Origin of the sequence: Mycolicibacter heraklionensis, from assembly GCF_001021505.1 — a bacterium.
Taxonomy (GTDB): domain Bacteria; phylum Actinomycetota; class Actinomycetes; order Mycobacteriales; family Mycobacteriaceae; genus Mycobacterium; species Mycobacterium heraklionense.
In genome coordinates, this window is sequence record NZ_LDPO01000018.1 from 46,389 (window position 1) to 68,846 (window position 22,458).

A 22,458-nucleotide genomic window follows, 5' to 3' on the forward strand; every position below is an offset into this window, starting at 1 on the left:
TAAGGGGCACGTGCCATGTCTCGTCATCGTCAGAGTGGTCGAAAGATTCATCGCAGCAACCGGGTGTTCGGCGCCGGAACGGCGGTGAGTGCGTTTCTCGCGTTCGGGTTGGGGCCGTGGGCGGCCGCGCCCCCGGCGCATGCCGATTTTGACGATCTACTGGTGGACCTGTTGGGTGCCGACCTGGGTAATGCCGTGGCGGACCTGGGTGCCAACTGGGGTGACCAGGCGGCCTGGGCGGTGGTTCTGGATCCGGGCAGTTGGTCGCCCTTCTTCGATGGTCTGGGTGACCAGGCCATGTGGGATGCGATCCTGGCGGACCTAAACCTGGCAGGTATCGGGGCCGCCTCGCTGGATGTGCCGGGCGCTGCGGACGCGTCGTTCAATTGGGGTGACATCGACTGGTTCAGGCCGTTTGGCGACGGCGCGGACGGCACGGCTCTGCACCCCGACGGTTATGCGGGCGGGTGGATTTACGGCACTGGCGGTGCGGGCTGGGATGCCGACGGCACCGGCACCGGCATCGACGGTGGCGCGGGCGGCCAGGGTGGTCTGTTCGGTGGTGACGGCGGCGCCGGCGGTGACGGTTACCTGGGCGGCGATGGTGGCGACGGCGGTGCCGCGGGTCTGTTCGCCTGGTTCAGCCAGGGTGGCGCCGGGGGTAACGGCGGTGACGCGGTCACCGCGGGTGGTGTCGGTGGCACGGGTGGCATCGGTGGCGACGCCGCATTGTGGGGACTGTTCAGCACGGCAGGTGTGGGCGGCCAGGGCGGTGACGGGTTGGCCGGTGCCGCCGGTCTCGCCGGCAGTTTCGCCAACGGCGGCGACGGCAATGGCGGGAACGGCAACAATGGTGGTGCCGGCGGTAACGGTGGCGCCGGTGGCCGGGGCTCGTACCTGTTCGGTGCCGGCGGCAAGGGCGGTGCGGCCGGAAACGGTGGCGCGGGCGGTGCCGGTGGCCAAGGTGCTGACGGAGTTGACGGCACCAGTTCCGAGATCGACGGGGCCAGCGGTGGCAATGGCGGCGTCGGCGGCAATGGTGGCGCGGCTGGTGTGGCCGGTGCCGGTGGTGCCGGTGGCTGGTTCATCGCCAACGCCGCTTCGGGTGCGGCCGGCACCCAGGGTGTCGGCGGTCTCGGCGGCAACGGTGGTGGCGGTGGCGACGGCCTCGACGGCGCCGACGGTGCCGACGGGACCGCGACCCATGTCGACGGTTCCGCCGGTGAGGCCGGTGGCGCAGGCGGTAACGCTGGGCTTGCTGGTGCTGGTGGTCAGGGTGCTGGTGGTCAGGCCGATAGCGGCGCGGCCGGTACCGCCGGTAAGGGCGGCAGCGGTGGCGTCGGCGGCAAGGGCTACGACGCGGCGACGGATGCGACCGCGGCGGCCGGTACCGCCGGCGGCAATGGCGGTGCGGGCGGCAACGCGGGTCTGGGCGGTCTTGAGACCGATGGCTCCCGCGCGGACTCCGGCGTGGCCGGCGCCGGTGGCGCCGGCGGCGACGGCAAAGACGGTGCCGCAGGTGCTGCGGGCACGGCGCTCGACCCCGATGGCAAGGCCGGTGGTGCCGGTGGCGCCGGCGGCAACGGCGGTCAGGGCGGCCTCGAGGCCAACGGCACCACGCACGCCGCGCAGGGCGCCGGCGGCGACGGTGGCGCCGGCGGCAAGGGCGGCGCCGGGTACGACGCGGTGGCTGCGGGCGCTGCGGCCGGCACCTCGGGCGGCAATGGTGGCGTGGGTGGCGACGGTGGTGCCGGTGGCACTGGCTCCACGGCGGGCACTCATGGCGCGGGTGGCATCGGCGGTAAGGGTGGATCCGGAACCGATGGCGCCGACGGTTCAATTGGATTGGCGGGCAACGCATCTGACCCCGACGGCGGGGCCGGCGGCAACGGTGGCAACGGCGGCAACGCCGGTGTCGGTGGTGCCGGTGGTGACTCCGGCAACGGCAACCACGCCGCCAGCGGCAGCAGTGGCGTCGCCGGTAAGGGCGGCAATGGCGGCGTCGGCGGTGCCGGTTATGACGCCGCTTCCGACAACGGCGCGGCCTCGGGTACCGCGGGCGGCAACGGTGGCGCCGGCGGCAACGCCGGCGTGGGTGGCGTGGAAGCCAACGGTTCTCGGGCGGCCGCGGGAGCTGCCGGTGTCGGCGGCAAGGGCGGAAACGGTTCTGACGGCCAGGACGGTGTCGCTGGTTCGCAGGCCAACCCCGATGGCACCGCGGGCCAGGCCGGTGGCGCCGGCGGTAACGGCGGCCAGGGCGGCCTGAACGCCGACAACACGCGCGCCGCCGACGGCGATGGCGGCAACGGTGGTGCCGGCGGTAAGGGCGGCAACGGCTACGAAGGCCTAGATGGGGCCACCGCCGGTGCGGCCGGCGAGAACGGCGGCAACGGCGGTGCCGGTGGCGCCGGCGGTGTCGGCGGAACCGGCACCAACGCGGGCCTCCACGGCCTCGGCGGTGTGGGCGGAAACGGTGGATCCGGCGGTGACGGCGCCACGGGCGGCAACGGCGCCGATGGCACGGCCACCCACGTCGACGGCACGGCGGGCCAGACCGGCGGCGCCGGTGGCAACGCCGGCAAGGGCGGCGTCGGCGGCGACAGCGGCAACGGCTCCACCGCCGCCTCCGGCAACGACGGCTCGGCCGGTGTCGGCGGTAAGGGCGGCGCCGGCGGCAAGGGTTTCGACGGCGTCAACGGCAGCACAGGGCGTGTCGATGGCACCAACGGTGGCGCCGGAGGCGCCGGTGGTGACGGCGGTCAGGGCGGTCTGCAGACCAACGGGACACGTGCTGCCCAAGGTGATGGCGGCGACGGTGGCGCCGGCGGCAAGGGCGGCAACGGACTCGAAGGCGTGGCCGGAGCCACCGCGGGCGCCAGTGGCACCAACGGTGGTGCCGGCGGAAACGGTGGCGCCGGTGGCGTCGGCGGGCACGGCACCAACAATGGCGCGGCGGGCGCCGGCGGTGTCGGTGGTAACGGCGGCAACGGCGGCGCGGGTGCCGCGGGCGCAACCGGTACGGACGGCACGGCTAGCCATGTCGACGGCACCGCCGGCGGTAACGGCGGTGCGGGTGGTAACGCCGGCAAGGCCGGTAGCGGTGGACTCAGCGGCGGCGGTGTCGCGGCCGCGGGCGGAACCGATGGCAACGCCGGTGTCGGAGGCGCCGGCGGCCAGGGCGGTAAGGGCTTCAACGGCACCGACTCCACGACTGCGGGTGTTTCTGGGGCCAATGGTGGTGCGGGTGGCGCTGGTGGTAACGGCGGTCTGGGCGGTCTGCAGGTTGATGGCAGCACGCGTGCTGCCGACGGTGTGGGCGGCAATGGTGGCGCTGGTGGTTCCGGTGGTGCTGGTTACAGCGGTAAGGCGGGTGCTGACGCGACGGTGGCCGGTGCCACTGGTGGTGCCGGTGAGTCGGGCACCAATGGTGGTAACGGTGGTGCCGGTGGTGCCGGGGGCACGGGTTCGGTGGCCGGCCAGCAGGGTGTCGGCGGTAACGGCGGTGCCGGCGGTTCCGGTGGTGCGGGTGGCAAGGGTGCCGCGGGTGCGGCGGGTACGGCGTCGCATGTCGATGGTGGCGATGGTGGTGCCGGTGGTGCGGGCGGTAACGCCGGCAAGGGCGGTACCGGTGGGGCGGGCTTCGGTGGTCCGGCTGCCAATGGAGTTGCGGGCACTGCGGGTGTGGGTGGTGCGGGTGCTGCGGGCGGTGCGGGTTATGCCGGCGCCGACTCCACGACTGCGGGTGTTTCTGGTGCCAATGGTGGTGCGGGTGGCGCCGGTGGTAACGGCGGTCTGGGCGGTCTGCAGGCTGATGGCACCACGCATGCCGCGCAGGGCAATGGCGGTGCTGGTGGTGCCGGTGGCAAGGGCGGCGCCGGCTATGACGCAGTTGCCGCGGGTGCGGCAGCGGGCACGTCGGGCACCAACGGTGGCGCCGGTGGTAACGGCGGCGCCGGTGGTAGCGGCGCCACGACCGGTGCGCACGGCGCCGGTGGAGTCGGCGGCGCTGGTGGCTCGGGCACCGATGGAGCAGACGGCACGGCCGGTACCGCGGGCACCGCGGAGGACAGGACCGGTACGGCCGGTGGCAATGGTGGCGACGGCGGTAACGCCGGTGCCGGTGGCGCGGGTGGTTCATCCGGTGGCGGCAACTACGCCTCGGCCGGCACGAACGGCTCTGCGGGTAAGGGCGGCAACGGTGGTGCCGGTGGCTCTGGCTATGACGCAGCCTCGGACGCGACCGCTGCCGCGGGTACTTCCGGTGGCAACGGTGGCGTCGGCGGCAACGCGGGTCACGGTGGGCAGCAGGTCGGTGGCGGGCACGCCGCGGACGGCACGGCCGGCGTCGGCGGCAATGGTGGCGACGGTAAGGACGGTGCCGTCGGTAACGCCGGCACCGCGGCCGACCCCGACGGCACGGCCGGCGGGAAGGGTGGCGCCGGTGGTAACGGCGGCCAGGGCGGCCTGAACACCGACGGTTCGCACGCCGCGCAGGGCGACGGTGGCGATGGTGGTGCCGGCGGGACGGGTGGCGCCGGATACGACGCGGCCGCGGACAACGGTGCCGCGCCGGGCGCATCCGGCGGCAAGGGTGGCGTCGGTGGTGATGGTGGCGTCGGCGGTACCGGTGCCACGGCCGGCGTGGACGGTGCCGGTGGCGTCGGTGGCGCCGGGGGCAGCGGCGCTGATGGCGCCGACGGCTCAATTGGCCAGGCGGGCAGTGCATCTGACCCGACCGGCGGCACCGGCGGCGATGGTGGCGACGGCGGTAACGCCGGTGCCGGTGGCGCGGGTGGTCTCGCCGGTGGCACCGGTGCCCAGGCCGCCAGCGGTGCCAACGGTGCGGCCGGCAAGGGTGGCAACGGTGGCGCCGGCGGTGCTGGCTATGACGCCGCCACCGATTCAACTGCGGCCGCAGGTACTGCCGGCGGTGATGGCGGTGTCGGCGGCAACGCCGGTCACGGTGGCCTCGAGGTCGGTGGTGGGCGCGGCGCGGACGGCGCGGCCGGCGTCGGCGGTAACGGCGGCGACGGCAAGGACGGCGCTGTCGGTTCCGAGAGCCACACCGCAGGTGTTGCCGGCGGAGATGGTGGTACCGGTGGTGCCGGTGGTAACGGCGGCCAGGGTGGTCTGGAAGCCAACGGAATTGATCGCGCCAACCTCGGCAATGGTGGTGCCGGTGGCGCCGGCGGTAAGGGTGGCGACGGCTACAGCGGACACAGCAGCGTCGCCGCCGGGAGTGACGGCGAGAACGGCACCAGTGGTGGCTCCGGCGGTACCGGCGGTAAGGGTGGCACCGGCTTCGTCGGTGGCGCCGGCGGTGCGGGCGGCCTCGGCGGTAACGGCGGCAACGGTGGTGACGGCTACACCGCCGAAGCCGGCAGCGGCGACTCGGGCACTGACGGCGGCAACGCCGGCACGGGTGGTGTCGGTGGCAACGGCGGTGCGGGCGGCAGCAGTGCCACCGGAACCGCCGGCAACGGCGGTAACGCCGGCAGCGGTGGCAACGCCGGCACCGCAGGCAAGGGCGGTGACGGCGCCGGTGGTGGCGGTGGCAACACCGCAGGGGCCGGTGGCAAGGGCGGCGACGGCGCCGACGGCGGAGCGGCCGGCAGCGTTGGCCTGGCCGGAGCGGGCGCCGGTGGCAGCGACGGCAACACCGGCAGTGCCGGCACCGACAGCGCCGGCGGCGACGGCGGAGCGGGCGGCGACGCCCAGGGATTGCAAGCCGACGGCGTGACCGGCCAGGCCGGCGGCCAGGGCGGCGCCGGTGGCGCCGGTGGGTCGCACGCCAACGGCGGCGCTGGCGGTGCCGGCGGCGCGGGCGCGACCGGTGCGGCTGGAATTGATGGCGCTACGGCGGGTGCGTCGGCGACCACCGCGGGCGGTACCGGTGGCAAGGGTGGCGCCGGTGGTGCCGGCGGTGCCGGTGGCGTGATCTCCGGTGTCAGCGGCAATGGCGGTCAGGGTGGCGAGGGCGGTACCGGTGGTGCCGGCGGCTCCGGTGTCGATGGCGCTGCGGGCACCGACAACTCGGGCAACACCGGCGTTGCCGGCGGTAAGGGCGGCACTGGCGGCAACGCCACCGTCGGCGGCGACGGCGGTGCCGGTGGTGCCGGCGGTGCGGCCGGCGCGGCGGGTGGCGGTGGATCCGGTCAGCACGGTGCCGGTGGTGTCGGCGGATCGGGCGGTGTCGGGGGGAACGCCGGAAACGGTGGCAACGGCGGTGACGGCGGCGACGGCGACGGTGCCTCCAACATCGCCGCGGGCAAGGGCGGTGACGGCGGAACCGGTGGCTTGGTCGGCCGGGGTGGCGCCGGCGGTGCCGGCGGCGACAACGGTGACGGCACCTCGGCGGCCGACGGTTCCCAGGGCGCGGTCGGTCTCGGTGGTGACGGTGGCAACGGCGGTGACGGTGGAGACGGTGTCGGCCAGCTCCCCGACGGCACCGGCCAGGCAGGTGGGGCCGGTGGTAACGGCGGCGACACCGCGCTGTTCGGCCAGAACATCTACTATAACCCCTTGAAGCCCGCGGGTAACGGCGGTGCTGGCGGTAACGGCGGTGCCGGTGCGGCCGGCGCCGACAACGCCGCCGGTGACGGCTTCGCCGGTGGCGCCGGCGGTGCCGGCGGTAACGGCGGCAACGGCGGCTACCAGAACGGGCACGGCGGCAACACCACCGGTGCCGGTGGCGCCGGCGGCAAGGGCGGTGCTGGCGGTGAGGGCGGCGCGGCCACCGGCTTGATCGGTAATGGTGGCACCGGCGGCAAGGGTGGCGCCGGTGGTGTCGGCGGCTGGGCCGGTAGCGCAGAGAACCCGGGCTCCCTTTCCGACGGCTACGACCACAGCGTGGTCGGCGGCAACGCCGGCAATGGTGGCGAAGGCGGCGTGGGTGGCGGCGGCGGCGAGTCCAACGCCGGCACGGGCGGTACCGGTGGGGCCGGCGGTGTCGGTGGCGAAGCCGGCCGTGGCGGCTGGGGCTCGCTGCAGGGCACCGACGGCGGTAACGGCGGTGTCGGCGGTAACGGCGGTAACGGTGGTGTCGGCGGCAACGGTGTGATCGGCGGTACCGGCGGTGCCGCCGGCGACGGAGGTACCGGTGGCACCGGTGGCCACGGCGGTTACGGCTCGCCGGGCTTCGCGGCCGGCGACGGCGGTCTGGGCGGTGCCGCCGGTAACGGCGGTGTCGGTGGAGCCGGCGGCCAAGGCGTTGACGCAGCCAGTGGCGGTGTCGGTGGAGCCGGCGGCAACGGCGGTCTGGGTGGCCGCGGCGGTACGGCCGGCAACCCGGGATCGGTGGCGGGCGCTCCCGGTCGCGACGGTGGCCTGGGAGGCAACGCCGGTAGCGGTGGCAACGCGGGTGCCGGCGGCGCCGGTGCCGGTGACGCCGCTGATGGAGCCAACGGACATGGTGGCGACGGCGGTCTGGGTGGCCGCGGCGGCCAGGCGGCCGCAGGCGCGGGAACCGATGCCAATGGCAACGGCTACGACGGCGGTAATGGTGGCGCCGGTGGTGCCGGTGGCGCCGGCGGTCAGGGCATCGGTGGCGTCGGCGGCGGTAATGGTGGCCGAGGCGGCCAGGGCGGCCAGGGTCTCAATGGCGCCGCGGGCGCCAACGCCACGGCGGGCAGCGGCCTCGACGGCGGCAAGGGCGGTAACGGCGGCGACGGCGGCGCCGCCGGCCAGGGCGGCACCGGTACCGACGGCGGTCAGGACGGCGCGGTGGGTGCCGGCGGTTGGGCCGGAAGCGGCGGTGCGGGCGGTAAGGGCGCCGATGGCGCCTCCGGCATCGCGGCCGGCAACGGCGGCGCCGGCGGCAACGGCGGCGCGGCGGGCGCTGGAAACAACGTCAACCCGGACGCCTCGGACTACAACCCGGGCAAGGCCGGCAACGGTGGTGTCGGTGGTGCCGGCGGCAACCAGGGCGCGGGCACCGCGGCCGGCAACGGTGGTGCGGGCGGGAACGGCGGCGACGCCACGGGCGGTGCGGCCGGCATCGGTGGCGCCGGTGGCGCCGGTGGCACCGGATCCACCAGTAACGGCGGCAGTGGTGGCGCCGGTGGTAACGGCGGCGACGCCGGTCCGACCCCCAGCGCCACCGGCCCCGGCGTCGACGGCGTCGCCGGCGGCGCGGGCGGTGCGGGTGGCGCCGGCGGTAACGGTATTGGCGGCGGTACCGGTGGTAAGGGCGGCGCCGGTGGCACCGGCAGCGACGGCACCAACGGTGCCGACGCAGTAACCCCGGGTGCGGCGGGCGGTAATGGCGGTAACGCCGGCGCCGGTGGCACCGGTGGTGCGGGCGGCAAGGGCGGCACGGGCCTGTCCGGCAGTGCCGGCGGCCAGGGCGGAAACGGCGGCACCGGCGGTACCGGGGGTAAGGGCGGTGACGGTGGCGACGGTGCCGACGGAGGCACCGGTCTGTTGGCCGGCAAGGGCGGCAACGGCGGCAACGGCGGCAGTGGTCTTGGTGGGGCGGCGGGTGCTGGCGGCACCGGCGGCACCACGGGAGCAAGCGGCACCGTCGGAGCCGCCGGCACCGGTGGTACCGGTGGTAACGGTGGCGACGGCGGCGACGCCTCGGGCCTGATCGGAGGGATCCCGCAGTCTGGCGGTAGCGGTGGCAATGGCGGTAACGGCGGCGTTGGCGCCAGTGGCGGTACCGGCGGCGTCGGTGGCACCGGTGCGGGGGTCGGCGCCGGAGCGTTCGGCGGTGACGGCGGCGTCGGTGGCGTGGGCTACCTGGGCTCCGGCGACATCGGCTACGGCGGTGGTGGCGGCGGTGGTGGTGGCGGTGCCTACGTGGGCGGCACCGGATCCACCAGCGGCTCCACGGTGACCGGTGGTAAGGGCGGCGACGGCGCGAACGGCACTGTCAGCGGTCCCGGGGCTCCCGGACTGACCGGTGGTGTCGCCACCCTCGTCATCGACGGCACCGTGGAAAACGTGGAGATCACCGGCGGTAATGCCACGGCGGACTACGCGGGCGGCGCGGCTAACGTCATTGTCGACGCGACCAGCACCATCACGGGCGGCAGCATCACCGGCGGTAACGCCGGCAACGGTGGCGCGGGTGGCGATGCCACCCTGGCCGCGACCAACGGGGCCGCGATCACCGGCAGCTCCGTCACCGGCGGTAATGGCGGCGACAGCTATGCGGGCGGCGCGGCTGTCATCAACGCTGACGGCGCAGGCGTCACGGTCACCGACGTGACGCTCGTGGGCGGCAACGCCGGTAACGGCGGCGACGGTGGCGGTGCCACCGTGACGGTCGACACGGGCAGCTCTGTCACCGACACTGAGGTCACCGGCGGTAACGGCGGTGACGGCGGCGCTGGCGGGTCGGCAACGGTGTACGCCACCGGCGACAGCACGATCGAGGAGAGCTCGGCGACGGGTGGCGACGCCTCAGCCAGTGCGGCCGGCGGCGAGGCGTCGATCACTGCCGATAACGGCAGCCACGTCACCAACAGCCACGTCACCGGTGGCAATGGCGGTGGCGGCAACGGCGGCAGCGAGTCTGCTCGCGGCGTCTCTGCCTTCTCGCTCTTCTCCGTCGACGGCACCGATCGTGTCGGTGGTGCGGCCACCATCGCCGCCACCAACGGCGGTGTGATCACCGACGCCTACGCCTACGGCGGCGCCGGCGGCATCGGCACCGACGGCGGTGTCGGTGGGGCCGGTGGCGAGGCCGCGGTACTGGCCGATGGCACGGGCAGCACCGCAACCGGTAGCGCCTACGGCGGCACGGGCGGTGCCGGAACGGGTGGCATCGGTGGCGCAGGCGGACGAGGCGCCGTCGAGGCAACGGGCACGAACAGCTCGGCCAGCGGCACCGGAACCGGCGGCAACGGCGGCGACGGTATCGACGGCGGCAAGGGTGGCGCCGGGGCCGAGGGTTCGACCAATGCCAGCGCGTACGGCACCGCGGACGGCGACAGCGTCGGCGGCAACGGCGGAACGGCAACCGGCGAGAACAGTGTCGGCGGTGACGGCAGCGGCGGCTGGGTCCAGGCCGGATATGGCGGCCCGGTGGGCGGCACCGCGACCGGTGACGCCACCGGCGGTGACGGCGGCGACGCCACCGGCGGCGGCACGGGCGGCAACGGCGGCCTGGCAGTCGTGCTGAGCAACGGCGTCGGTGCGGAAGCACACGGCAGCGCGTTCGGCGCCAACGGCGGCAGCGGTCTCGACGGCGGGACCGGCGGCGACGCCCGGGCTGCCGGCACCGGTCAGGTGGCCGCGACCGCCGACGGGTCCTACGCCTCGGGCATCGGCAAAGGCGGCGACGCCGGCGACGGCCTGGGCGGGGGCAACACCGGCGGCGGCGGCAGCACCGGCTGGCTGCAGGCCTCGGGTGTGAACAGCACAGTCACCGGAACCGCCACGGGCGGCGCGGGCGGCGACGGTCACGACGGTCTCGCCGGTGCGGGTGGCGGCCGGGGCTCCCTGCAGGCAATCGGTGAGGGCGCACAGATCCTCAACAGCCACGCCAACGGTGGCGACGGCGGTGCCGGCTACGTCACCTCTGCGGCGTCGGGCGGCACCAGCAACTTCCTGGTCTATGACGATGCGACCGTCAGCAACGTCACCGCTACGGGTGGCGACGGCACGGACGGCTTCGCCGGCGGTTTGGTGAAGGTCGAGCTCCACGGCAGCGGAAGCTCCGTCGCGGACACCACCCTTGCCGGTGGTGAGGCCAGTGTCGGCGGTGCCGGTGGCAGCGCCACGGTGACGGCTACCACCGGCGGCAGCGTCGCGGGCAGCAGTCTCGTCGGCGGTGCCGCCGGTTCCGGGACCAGCGGCGGCGCCGGTGGTGCGGCCACCGTGAGTGCCAGCAACGGCGCATCGGTCACCAATGGCGACGCCGCGGGTGGTACCGGCGGTGGGGGCACCGATGTTGGTGTCGGCGGCGCCGGTGGCGCGGGCAGGATTACTGCCGACGGCCTCACCAGCACCATCACCGACGGTGCGGCTACCGGTGGGAACGGCGGTACGGCCGACGGCGCCGGCAGTGTCGGCGGTGCCGGCTCGGACGCTGATGTCACGGCTGCCTTGGGCGGCAGTGTCACTGCGGGTACCGCGACGGGCGGCTCGGGCGGCAACGCCACCGCTGGTGGCGCCGGTGGTGCCGGTGGTTACTCGGCTGTGACTGCCGGTGTGGAGGGCGGCACCGGAGGCAGTGCTTCCGGTGATGGCCACGGTGGCACCGGTGGCAATGCTGATGGTGCCGGCAGCGTCGGCGGCAAGGGTGGCAGCGGCAACATTCAGGGCGGCTTTGTCCGGACCGGTATCGGCGGCAACGACGGTTCAGCCAGCGGCACCGCGACTGGCGGCAACGGTGGTGGCGCCACCGGCGGCGGCAAGGGCGGCAGCGGCTCCACCGGCAGCGTGGTCGCCGGCGGAGCCGGCGCCGTGGCCAACGGCACGGCGAATGGTGGCGCCGGCGGCGACGGTCTCAGCGGTGGCGTCGGCGGCAACGGCAGCGCCGGCCAGGTGGGCGCGTTTGCCGCCGGTTCGCAGGCCAGCGGCACCGCGTCCAGCGGCAACGGCGGCGACGCCACCGGTGCCGGCAGTGTGGGCGGCAACGGCACCATCGGCAACATCCAGGCGTTCGGTCAGAACAGCCAGGCATCGGGTACCGCGACCGGTGGCGACGGCGGCGCGGCCAGCGCCGGTGGCCGCGGTGGCACCGGTGGTCAGGGCCGGATCGTGGCGAACGCTGATGACAGCATCGCCACCGGTAGCACGGCGACAGCCGGTGACGGTGGGTCCGGCGTCGGTGGTGTCAACGCTTCGGGCGCCCTTGGCGGCCAGGCGTACGTGTTCGCCGGCACCTTGGGCGACGCGGCGAGCGGCGGCAACATCACCGGCAGCACCGCGATCGGCGGCGACGCCAGCAGCACCGTCAACGGTGGGATCGGTCAGGTTGAGGCCATCAACGGGACCATCACCAACAGCTCCGCCATCGGAAGTGATGGTGGTGCCGCGGGTCTGGGCGGTTATGCCACGGTGAGCTCCACCAACGGCGGCGCCATCTCTGACAGTCACGCGATCGCGGGCCAGAACAGCAACACCGCGATTGGTGGTAATGCAACGGTCTCGGCTGATGGCACCGATAGCAGTATCAGCGGTACCACCGCCACCGGCGGCAACGCGGGCGGTGGCACCAACGGCGGCATCGGTGGTGGCGGTGGTTCAGCCACGGTGACGGCAACCGCGGGCGGCGCCGTGCATGACACCCTCGTCGAGGGGGCGGCCGGTGGCGCTGGTGCAGATGGCGGTCAGGGCGGTCTCGGCGGATCGGCCGCCGTGATTGCGGTCGGTGCCGGCAGCACCATCACTGGAACCGCCACAGCCGGCGGCGGTGGTACTGGTACCGGTGCGGGGAGCATCGGCGGTAGCGGTGGCGGCGGTTACTTGCAGGTCGACCATGAGGGCGGCACCATCGGTGGCGGCGGCAACACAGCTGTGGCGCAGGGTGGCACGGGTGGTAACGCCACCAATGGCGGTAAGGGCGGTCAGGGCTGGTTCGGTGAGCTGGAGGTCGGTAACGATCAACCGGTTGGCAGCGGTGGCGTTGCCTACGGCACTGCCACCGGCGGTAACGGCGGTAACGCCGACGGCGTCGGCAGTGTGGGCGGCAAGGGCGCGACCGGCATCATCCAGAGTGCTCGGCCCGAGGGCGGAAACGTCGGTGGGACAGCGCACGGAACCGCCACCGGAGGCAATGGCGGTGACGCCACCAATGGCGGCAAGGGCGGTGCCGGCGACCGCGGAAGCATCTTGGCCGGCGGCGTCGGTTCCGAAGCCTCCGGCGTCTCTCTCGGCGGCAACGGCGGCGATGCGGACGCTGCCACCGCTCAGGGCGGTATGGGTGGTTCGGCCAACTTGAGTGCCTTCAACGCCACTGCCAGCGGCACCTTGACCGCTGGCGACGGCGGCGACGGCCACGGCGGCAACGGCGGACTGGGCGGTCGTGCGTGGTTGCAGGCAACCTACCCGGGCACTGAGATTGTGGACAGCATCGCGACCGGCGGCCGAGGCGGTGACGGCGGCGTCAACGGCATCAACGGTGCGATCGGCGGCGCCGGTGGTGCGGGCGGATGGGGCAATGTCCAACTGCAGAACGCGGGCGGTCCCACGTCTGTCACCGGCAGCGTCGGCATCGGTGGTGCTGGCGGTGCCGGTGGTGCTGGCGGTACGTACGTCTCTCCCAGCCTCAACGGTGTCGGCGGCAAGGGCGGTGCTGGCGGCACCGGCGGCTTCAACGGGCAGTCGGGTACTGGCGAGAACGGGACTGACGGCGGACCTGGCGGGGCCGACGGTACGCCGGGCACTGCCGGCAGCAATGGAGCCAGTCACTGATCGGGCAACGGCCAGCGGTACGTCGACCGGCAGCGTCGGCGGTGAAGGCGATGGCGGACAGGGCGGCAACGCCGGAAGCAGCCGGATCAACGCACTGGGTGAGAACACCTCCGCTACCGGCGGCGACGCCACCCGTGGCGACGGTGGCAAGGGCAGCGCAGGCGGTACCGGCGGCGCCGGTGCGGACGGCAACATTGCAGCCACACTTCGGGGCCAACGGCGCGGACAACCCGTAACCCCGAACCCGCCAAACCAGTCGCGGCCCGGTCTTCCGACCGGGCCGCGGTGGTTTTGGGACGCCGCTGACGACCGGAAGCACTTAAAGTTTACTGAGATTATTTTTCCGTCTCGTACCAGATGCTGGACCGTTAACCTCGCGCGGATGCGAGTTACCGACCCCGGCATCGTCCGATATCGCGCAGCTGAACCACGGTAATTAGCCCATCAAATCTGGATCAGCCCAGCTCGGGTGGCTGTTGGTCGGCGACGGCCGCCGGGCCGCACCATAGCCCTCATCATTAGAACCACTCTTGACTAAGCGAAGAATGTCATTAGCGTGAGAACTAAGTTATTGACGGTTAGCCGTCCGTCCGCGCGGGAGGTCGGCTAGAACAGCCTCGGGGGAGTCGAAGGGAACGGCGGTGCCGGTGGCGGGGGGACCACCGGTACCGCCGGCGCCGACGGCATCTAGGGGGCCGATCGGCCGTAGCGCCGCAGCGTCGGTGCTCGCTGCTGAGATCCGTAACGGGCAGTCGTTTCAGCGCGCCCGGAAGATCAGCGTCCGCTGCACCACGAAATTGATGACGGTGGCAGTGCCCTGCGCCGCCACGAACGCCACCGGCAGCGCCCACCGCTGGTAGTCCAGTAGCTGCAGGCACAGGTGGTTGATCCCCACCTGGACAGCGAACGTCAACGCGTACAGGGCCATCACCGCGACGAACCGCCCGGCGTGGGCCGAGGACTGAAACGTCCACCGTCGGTTGATCAGGTATGCGGTGGTGGTCCCGGCGACGAAGCTGCACCCCTTGGCGATGTCGACCGGCACACCCGCCCCGAGGTACAGCAGCAGGTACAGCCCGAAATCCACTACCGCCGACAGTGCCCCGGTGACCAGAAAACGCCACACCTGCGTCGAGAGCTGCAGGGGGCGGGGTGTTGTCTCGGCCACCCGGGAATCCTAATCAGCTGCCCGCTCAACCTCGACCCGCAGGTACATATCAGGAAGCCTATGTATTTCACAGTTTTTTGGTCAGTGTGAGCGGTTTGAGTTTTCCTGTGATCCGTTTCATATTTAGACACGTGTCCAATTTGACCGGGGGCATCGGTCGGAAATCCACTGTTCACCGGCATTTCAACAAGTTCCCAGGTTGTTGATTTCCGTCCGGTTGCCGTCGTCGCCGGCGCTCTGTTACCTTAACGGCGGCTTAGCAATTTACGACTCTGTCAGCCGCCAAGAGCTAATCCTTACCTGAAGGGAAAACATGTCGCACCGATCCACCGCCAAGAGCAGGACCCGTCGTCTCAGCCGCGCCGTGGGCGCCACCAGTGCCGCCGGCGCCTTCCTCGCGTTCGGCATGACGCCGATCACGGCTGCGCCGGCCAGTGCTGACTTCGATGACTTCCTCGGGGACCTGTTCAGCTGGGTCGAGCCGGCGTCCGTGGACTCCTCGGCCTATGACTGGTTGGGTCTGAACGCGTTCTTCGACGGTGACCTGGCGGGTTCGGCGGCGGCGACTCCGCTCGATGGCCTCAACGCGTTGGTGGCCAACACCCTCAACACGCTGATCTACCAGCCGATCTATGGCATCAACCAGTTCCTGATCGACAGCGGCCTGCGTATCGACGGTGTCTTCGACAACGGCGACAACGCCTTCGTCAGCATCAACGGCGACGGGGACCTGGTCTACCACGCCGCGTCCGCGGGTGGCTTCCTGTTCGGCGATGGTGGTAGCGGCGCGTTCGTCAACGATGCCGGTGAGGTGCTGGGCGCCAATGGTGCGGTGCTGCTGGACGGCAATGGTGACGTCGTCACGCTGGACGGTATCGAGGACGGCACTTACTCGTTCGCTTCGAGCGACTTCACTCTCAACGGCGCCAACGCCGGCCTGATCGGCAACGGTGGCGATGGCGGCAGCTTCTTCGGCCTCGGCGGCGACGGCGGCGCCGGCGGCTTCCTGATGGGCAACGGCGGTGCCGGCGGTACCGGCGGGATCGGTGACACCGGCGCGATCGGCTTCGCCGGCGGCGTCGGTGGCGACGGTGGCTTCTTCCTGGGCAACGGTGGCGCCGGCGGTACCGGTGGCACCGGCGGCACGGGTGCTGCCGGTGGTGTGGGCCAGGCCGGTGGTGCTGCGGGCGACGGCGGCGCGGGCGGCAACGGTGGTGTGGCCGGCCTGTTCGGTAACTCCGGTGCCGGTGGCACCGGTGGCACCGGTGGTGTCGGTGGCGCCGGCGGCGCGGGTGCTGCTGGCGAGGACACCCAGGACGGCAACGGTGGCGCCGCTGCTGTCGGTGGTAACGGCGGTAACGGTGGTGTCGGCGGTAACGGTGGCGCCGGTGGCTTCTTCGGGGTGCACACTCAGGGAGCTGCAGGCAACGGCGGCAACGGCGGCGACGGCGGTGTCGGTGGCACCGGTGGCACCGGTGCCACCGGCGCGGACGGCAGTTTCGAGAACGGCGGCACCGGTGACGGCCAGAACGGCGGCAACGGCGGTGCCGGTGCAAACGGTGGCGTCGGCGGCAATGGCGGTGCTGCCAGCACGGTCGGTGGCGCTGCGGGCATCGGCGGTACCGGCGGTAACGGCGGCAAGGGCGGCGACGTCGGCCTGGGTGGCGACGGCGGCAACGGCGCGGCCGGTACCGCGGAGAACCCCGACGGCGGTAACGCCGGCAACGGTGGTGACCCGAGTGACATTGCAGGCCTTGGCGGCGCGGCTGGTCAGGGCACCGGCGGCAGCGCGGACGGCGTGAACGGTGCGGACGGCAGCGTCAACCCGATCGTCTCGGGTAACGGCGGCCGGGGTGGTGACGGCTACGACGCGGCTTCCGACAACGGCGCGGCTGCGGGAACCAGCGGTGGTAACGCAGGTGCCGGCGGTAACGGCGGCAAGTGGGGCGACGGCGGTAACGGCGGCAACGGCGGTAACGGTGCCGAGGGTGCCGAGGGCACCTTCGCCGGCAACGGCAACGGCAACGGCACCGTCGGCGGCAACGGCGGCAACGCCGGCAACGGCGGTAGCTCGGGTGAGCTGGCGATCAACACCGCCGGTAACGCCGGTACGGCCGGTAACGGCGCCGACGGCGGTGCCGGTGCCAACGCCACCGCGCCGGGCGGCAACGGCGGCAACGGCGGCAGCGGCGGCAACGCCGGTAACGGTGCCGCCGGCGGCAATTCGGCCAACGGCACCGCTGGCACCGACAGCGACGGCGGTGTCGCCGGCAACGGCGCCATCGGCGGCAATGGTGCGGCCGGCACGAACGGCGTCCCGTCGGCGGTCTACACCGACCCGGCGGCCAACGGAACCGCGGGCGGTAACGGCGGTACCGGCGGTAATGGCGGCAAGGGTGGGGCCGGTGGCGGCACCACCGGTCTCGACAGCGACGGGGGCAACGGCGCTGTCGGCGGCAATGGTGCCGACGGCGGGCACGGCGGCTACACCACCCACGGTGACGACAACGACCACCCGCTGCAGGGGCACAATGTCGGAGTCGGTGCCAAGGGCGGCGACGGCGGCGCCGGTGGTAACGGCGGCGCGGCCGGTGGAGCCGGCGCGAACGCCGGTAACGGTGCCAACGGCGGTACCGGCGGCAACGGTGGCGCCGGTCCGGACCTCAAGGAGCTGGGCTACGTCGACACCGCGGGCAACACCGACGCGGGCGTGGCAGCCAACCTCACCGGTGCCGGCGGCAAGGGCGGCGACGGCGGCAGCGGCTACGTCGCCGGTGACGGCGGCAAGGGTGGTAACGGCGGCAGCGACCAGTTCGCGGCCGGCTCCAACGGCGGCAAGGGCGGCAACGGCGGCAACGGCGGTGCGGGTGTCGGCGACGGCAGCACCGGCGGCAACGGCGGTGCCGGCGGCCAGGGCGGCGACGGCAGCGACATTCGCTGGGGCTGGACCGGTAGCGACGAGCCTCCTGCGCAGACACCGGGCGGCGACCCGTTCAGTAACGGAACCACCAGCTCGTCGGGCCCGGTCAACAACGTGCACGGCGGCAATGGCGGCAACGGCGGCAACGGCGGTGTCGGTGACGCGGCCAACGGCACCGGCGGCACCGGCGGCGCCGGCGGCACCGTGGAGACGCCGGACCTGCCCACCGGGCCGGGGTCCATCGGCACCAACGCTGGTGCGATCAACGGTGGCGCCGGCGCCACCGGGGGCACCGGGGGGACGAACGGCACCCAGGGAACCAACGGCACCACCCCGTAGCCACAGCGCAAAAGAAACACCCCGCACAACCGTGCGGGGTGTTTCGTTTGGTGTCTGCCAAACCGTGTTGCGAAGTTTCCCCCCGCTGCCACAACCGAATTCGCCTCTGAGCTCATCCTCGAGTTCGCAAATTCACTGCCCTGCAATACAATCAACGACTATGTGGACGACGTCGAACGGATATTCCCGGGCCATCGCCAGCGTCGCGACCGCTGGCGCGGTTGCGTTTTCGGCCAGCGGCGTGACGGCCATGCCTGCCACGGCGCTTCCGGCCTCGCCGGCGTCCGCATCGGTCTTCGCTCCGGTCGAGCTGACCGCGCTGAGCGGCGACTCCAGCCTGATGGACATCATCGGCACTCTGACCGGGTTGAACTGGATCATCCCGTTTCTGGACAACCCGGACAATCCACTGTTCCCTCTCGTCATCTCCCTGGAGGCCCTTGGCGAGCTGTTCGTGATCATTCCGCTGACCTTGCTGATCGGCACGCCGCTGCTGTTGCTCACCGAAGGCTTCCAAGGCATTCAGGACACCTTCTCCCTGCTGGGCACCGCCGTCGATGGCGTGCAGAGCCTGATCGACGAACTGGCGGACTGGTACCAAACCCGTAACTGGTTCACCGGCCAACTGCTTGATGCCGGGTCCAGTGAAGCCGTCGGCGTGGCCGGTTGGGGCGACGCGTTCCACCCGAGCGGCCTCGATGACATCGTCGCCCCAGTGAGTCTCGACGATGCGTTCACCGTGGGCGCTGCCGACGCCGGGCTGCCCATGGACGGCTTCGACGCCGTGCTCACCGACTTCGGCCTGGGCGACCTGACCGCCTAACCCGCGGGCCGCTGACCCAGTTGCCCGCTGGCGCAGCTGCCGCCAACCCGGGCGTGCATGCGCGGGAGTCAAATCCCATAGGCGATGGCCAGGGTAGTCCTGGGGGTTGAACAGCTCAGACTTATTGAGAAGACTCTGGCAACCTAGACAACGCACAGCTTTTTGCCCGTTATGAGCGTAAAAGCGGGCCGAAAAAGCTCCTCGTATTCGCACGATTGTCCTCTCGATAAGACTCCTTTCTACGTGTATCACCAGGTCCAGGCGATCTGCACTGCTCCTAGCTGGCGTGATCCCTGAAATTGGTTGCCCACTCGCTGGCGCGTCTGTTAACTTAACGAACGCTAAGCAATTTACGTCTCAGTCAGCCGCCACCAGCCCATCTCGCCTTAGGGGAAGACATGCCGCACCGTTCGGTCGCCAAAAACAGGAAGAGCCGCCTCGGTCGCGCTGTCGGCGCTACCAGCGCCGTGGGCGCGTTCCTCGCGTTCGGCATGACGCCGTTGACGGCAGCGCCGGCCAGCGCAGACGGTTTCGACACCTTCTTCGGTGATCTGTTCGGCTGGATCGAGCCGTCCACCGCCGACACCTCGGCGTTTGACTGGTCAGACCTTGGCGCGCTGTTCGGCGGCGACCTGGCCGGCTCGGCGGCCGCCGTGGACCCGCTGCAGGCCCTTAATGAGTTGGTGGCCAACACGATCAACATGGTCGTCTACCAGCCGTTGCACAGCATCGGTCAGTCGTTGATCAGCAGTGGCCTGCAGATCGAGGGCGTCTTCGATAACGGCACCAACGCCTATGTCAGCCTCGACAGCGACGGCGGGCTGGTCTTCCACGCTGCGACCGGCGGTGGCTACCTCTTCGGTGACGGTGGCAGCGGCACGTTCGTCAACGCCGACGGCGACCTGCTCGGTGCCGGTGGCGTGGTCCTGCAGAACTCTGATGGCGACGACATCACCTGGGCCGACGTCGAAAACGGTGTGTACCAGTTCATTCCGGGCTCGACGGTCAGCCTTGATGGCGCCGACGCCGGCATGCTCGGAGACGGCGGCGACGGCGGCAGTGGGCTGCTGCTCGGGCTGGCCGGCGGTGACGGCGGCGCCGGCGGTACCTGGATGGGCAACGGCGGCGACGGGGGCGCGGGTGCCTTCGGGGTGAACGGTGTGGGCGCGGCCGGCACGGACGGTCTGGCGGGTGGCGCCGGTGGCGCCGCCGGTTTCCTGTTCGGCAACGGCGGCAACGGCGGTGTCGGCGGTAACGGTGGAAGCGGTGCTGCTGGGACGAACGGGAACGCGGGCACCACTGGCCTGAGCCCGAAGGGCGGCAGCGGCGCCACCGGCTTCGATGGAACCAACGGCACTGACGGCACCAACGGCTTTGCGGGTGGCAATGGTGCGGCCGGCGGTAACGGCGGGGCCTCCGGCCTGTTCGGTAACTCCGGCACGGGCGGTAACGGTGGTCTCGGCGGTAACGGCGGGGTCGGCGGCAATGGCGGTAACGGTGGTGGAGGCGGCGACGGTGACCTGAACAACGGTCCCGTCATCGGTATTCAGGCCCTGGCGAGCGACCCGGGTGGCGACGGCGGCACGGGCGGCAACGGTGGTAACTCCGGTGCCGGTGGCGCCGGCGGTGTGGGTGGTGCCGGCGGCAACGGTGGTGGCGGTGGGTTCTTCGGAATCCACCCCTCTGGTGCCGCGGGTAACGGCGGCGCGGGTGGCGCCGGCGGTGGTTCCGGGCAAGCCGGTAACGGCGGTAACGGTGGCGCGGGTGGCGCCGGCGGCGGTACCGCGGAACAAGGGCTCGGCCGTGCCGCTGACGACGTGGTCGTCGGCGGCGGTCGCGGTGGTGACGGCGGCCAGGGCGGCAACCTCGGGGCGGCCGGTCTCGGCGGCAAGGGCGGTGCGGCCGGTGTCAGCCCGGGCACCATCTTCAGCGGCCCGCACGGCAACGCGGGCGCGGACGGCGCCGACGGCGCGCTGGCGACGGGCACGGGCAGCGGCGGTAACGGCGGCGCCGGTGGTAACGGCATCGGCACTACGGGCGTGGCCGGTGGTGACGGTGGCAACGGTGGTGCCGCCGGCGACCACGGCAACGGCGGCAACGGCGGCGCCGGCGGCAACGGCGGCCAGGGCGCTCCCGGGGACGACAGCTCCGACGTGGCCACCCCCGGCGGTGACGGTCTCGTCGGTGGAAACGGCGGCGCGGGTGGCGTCGGTGGCGCCGGCGGCTCGATTGCCGGCAACGGTGGCAACGGCGGCAACGGTGGCGTTGGCGGCACGGGCGGCACCGGGGGTCGCGGCGCAGACTCGGTGAACCCGAATGTGGACGGTGGCAAGGGGGGCAACGCCGGCGACGGCGGCCAAGGAGGCAATGGCGGCAACGGTGGTGCTGCGGCCAACGGCAACGGTGGCAACGGTGGCAACGAGGGCCGGGGCGGTAACGGTGGCGTCGGCGGTAGCGGCGGCCACGGTGCCGACGGTGGGACCAGCAACGGTGGCGAGGGCGGTGCGGGTGGCAACGCCGGCCCGGGTGGCGCTCTGGCCGGGGTGGGAGGCAAGGGTGGTGGTGGCGGCACCGACGGCACCTACGGCCTGATCGGCAACCTCGGTAACGGTGGCGCCGGCGGCGCCGGTGGTGACGGCGGCAACGCGGCCACTGCTCAGGGCATCTTCGTCGCGAACGGGGCCAACGGCGGAAACGGCGGCACCGGCGGCCTTGGCTACGCCGCCGGCACCGGCGGCCAGGGCGGCGCCGGTGGCGAGGGTGTCATCGGTGGCACCGGTGGTAACGGTGGTACCGGTGGTGCACTGACCTCGCAGGCCAACGGCGGCAACGGCACCGGCGGTAACGGTGGCACCGGCGGAACCGGCGGCCAAGGTTCTGCCCTCGGTGGCACCGGCGGCAAGGGCGGTGCCGGTGCCAGCGCGACCGGCAACAACGACGCCGGGAACGGCGGTGACGGTGGCGCCGGCGGTAACACCACTGGTGTGGGCAACATCGGTGACGGCTCGCTGACCGGTGGACACGGCGGCGCCGGTGGTGTCGGTGGTAGCTCCGAGAACGGCTGGGCCGGCTCGGGCGGGAACGGCGGCAAGGGTGGTGCCGGTGCACCGGTCGGTAACAACAGCCAGAATCCGGTGTTGACCACCGGTGGCACGGGCGGCGCCGGCGGTAACGGTGGCGGGACCAGCAACGGCAATGCCGGCCACGGTGGCGACGGTGGTGCCGGTGGCGCCGGCAGCTTCACTGGTGGCACCGGTGGTGTCGGCGGCGCCGGCGGCGGTGTGACCAACGAGGGCAGCGGACGCGCTGGCGCCGGTGGTGAGGGTGGCGACGGAGCCAACGGTCGCGGTATCGGCGGCAACGGCGCCACCGGTGGTGCCGGCGGTAACGGTGGCAGCGGCGCGGCCGCTAACGGCAAGACCGCCGGGCAGGGCGGTGGTGGCGGCGGTGGCGGTGGCGGCGGCATCTTCAACCAGCTCAACGGCGGCACCGTGACCGTCAGCACCGCGGCCGGCGGCAAGGGCGGCGACGGTGGTGCAGGCAGCCTGACCGGTACCGGTGGCAACGGCGGCAACGGTGGTTCTGCTTCCATCACTGCCAACGGCTTCGGCATCAACAACGCTCACGTCACGGGCGGCAACGGCAGCAACGGACAGGCCAATGGCGTCAACGGCGCCAACGGTGAAGACAAACACATCCCCTAGGGCGTGACTGTTCGGCGAAGCTGAGACAACTGCGGCCCGGTCGAAAGGCTGGGCCGCAGTTGTGTTTTCGGCACCCCTGGCGGAAATTGCGCGCTGTCGACGGCAGCACAGAAGTAGCCGGCAGGTTTCTGGTTTTGAG

At 72.4% G+C, this 22,458-nt stretch carries 5 protein-coding genes; 4 read left to right on the forward strand and 1 reads right to left on the reverse strand.

The window, feature by feature from the left end; genetic code table 11:
- Nucleotides 1-84 precede the first annotated feature (84 nt).
- Nucleotides 85-13,365, forward strand: a complete 13,281-nt coding sequence (locus ABW16_RS26805) for a beta strand repeat-containing protein (protein ID WP_167344297.1) — start codon at nucleotides 85-87, stop codon at nucleotides 13,363-13,365.
- 757 nt (nucleotides 13,366-14,122) lie between these two features.
- Here ABW16_RS26805 and ABW16_RS18360 read toward each other — a convergent pair.
- A complete protein-coding gene (locus ABW16_RS18360; protein WP_047320632.1) occupies nucleotides 14,123-14,533 on the reverse strand; it encodes a GtrA family protein in 411 nt (136 codons plus the stop codon).
- A gap of 313 nt (nucleotides 14,534-14,846) precedes the next feature.
- Here ABW16_RS18360 and ABW16_RS27855 point away from each other — a divergent pair, with 313 nt between their 5' ends.
- The 3 genes from ABW16_RS27855 to ABW16_RS26930 all read left to right on the forward strand — a co-directional run bounded on the left by ABW16_RS27855 (nucleotide 14,847) and on the right by ABW16_RS26930 (nucleotide 22,319).
- Nucleotides 14,847-17,792 carry a hypothetical protein gene (locus ABW16_RS27855; RefSeq protein WP_131721521.1) on the forward strand — a complete coding sequence of 982 codons (2,946 nt, stop codon included), beginning with the start codon at nucleotides 14,847-14,849 and terminating at the stop codon, nucleotides 17,790-17,792.
- Nucleotides 17,793-17,952: 160 nt separating this feature from the next.
- Nucleotides 17,953-18,615 (forward strand): hypothetical protein, encoded by a 663-nt coding sequence (locus ABW16_RS18370; RefSeq protein ID WP_047320633.1) that lies wholly within the window; start codon nucleotides 17,953-17,955, stop codon nucleotides 18,613-18,615.
- A 398-nt stretch (nucleotides 18,616-19,013) separates the two neighbouring features.
- A complete protein-coding gene (locus tag ABW16_RS26930) occupies nucleotides 19,014-22,319 on the forward strand; it encodes a hypothetical protein (protein ID WP_200900685.1) in 3,306 nt (1,101 codons plus the stop codon).
- Nucleotides 22,320-22,458 lie beyond the last annotated feature (139 nt).

Excerpts from the sequence above, each read along its gene's own strand:
- ABW16_RS27855 (WP_131721521.1), top strand. The coding sequence starts at position 14,847 with ATGTCGCACCGATCCACCGCCAAGAGCAGGACCCGTCGTCTCAGCCGC.
- ABW16_RS18370 (WP_047320633.1), top strand. The coding sequence starts at position 17,953 with ATGTGGACGACGTCGAACGGATATTCCCGGGCCATCGCCAGCGTCGCG.
- ABW16_RS26930 (WP_200900685.1), top strand. The coding sequence starts at position 19,014 with ATGCCGCACCGTTCGGTCGCCAAAAACAGGAAGAGCCGCCTCGGTCGC.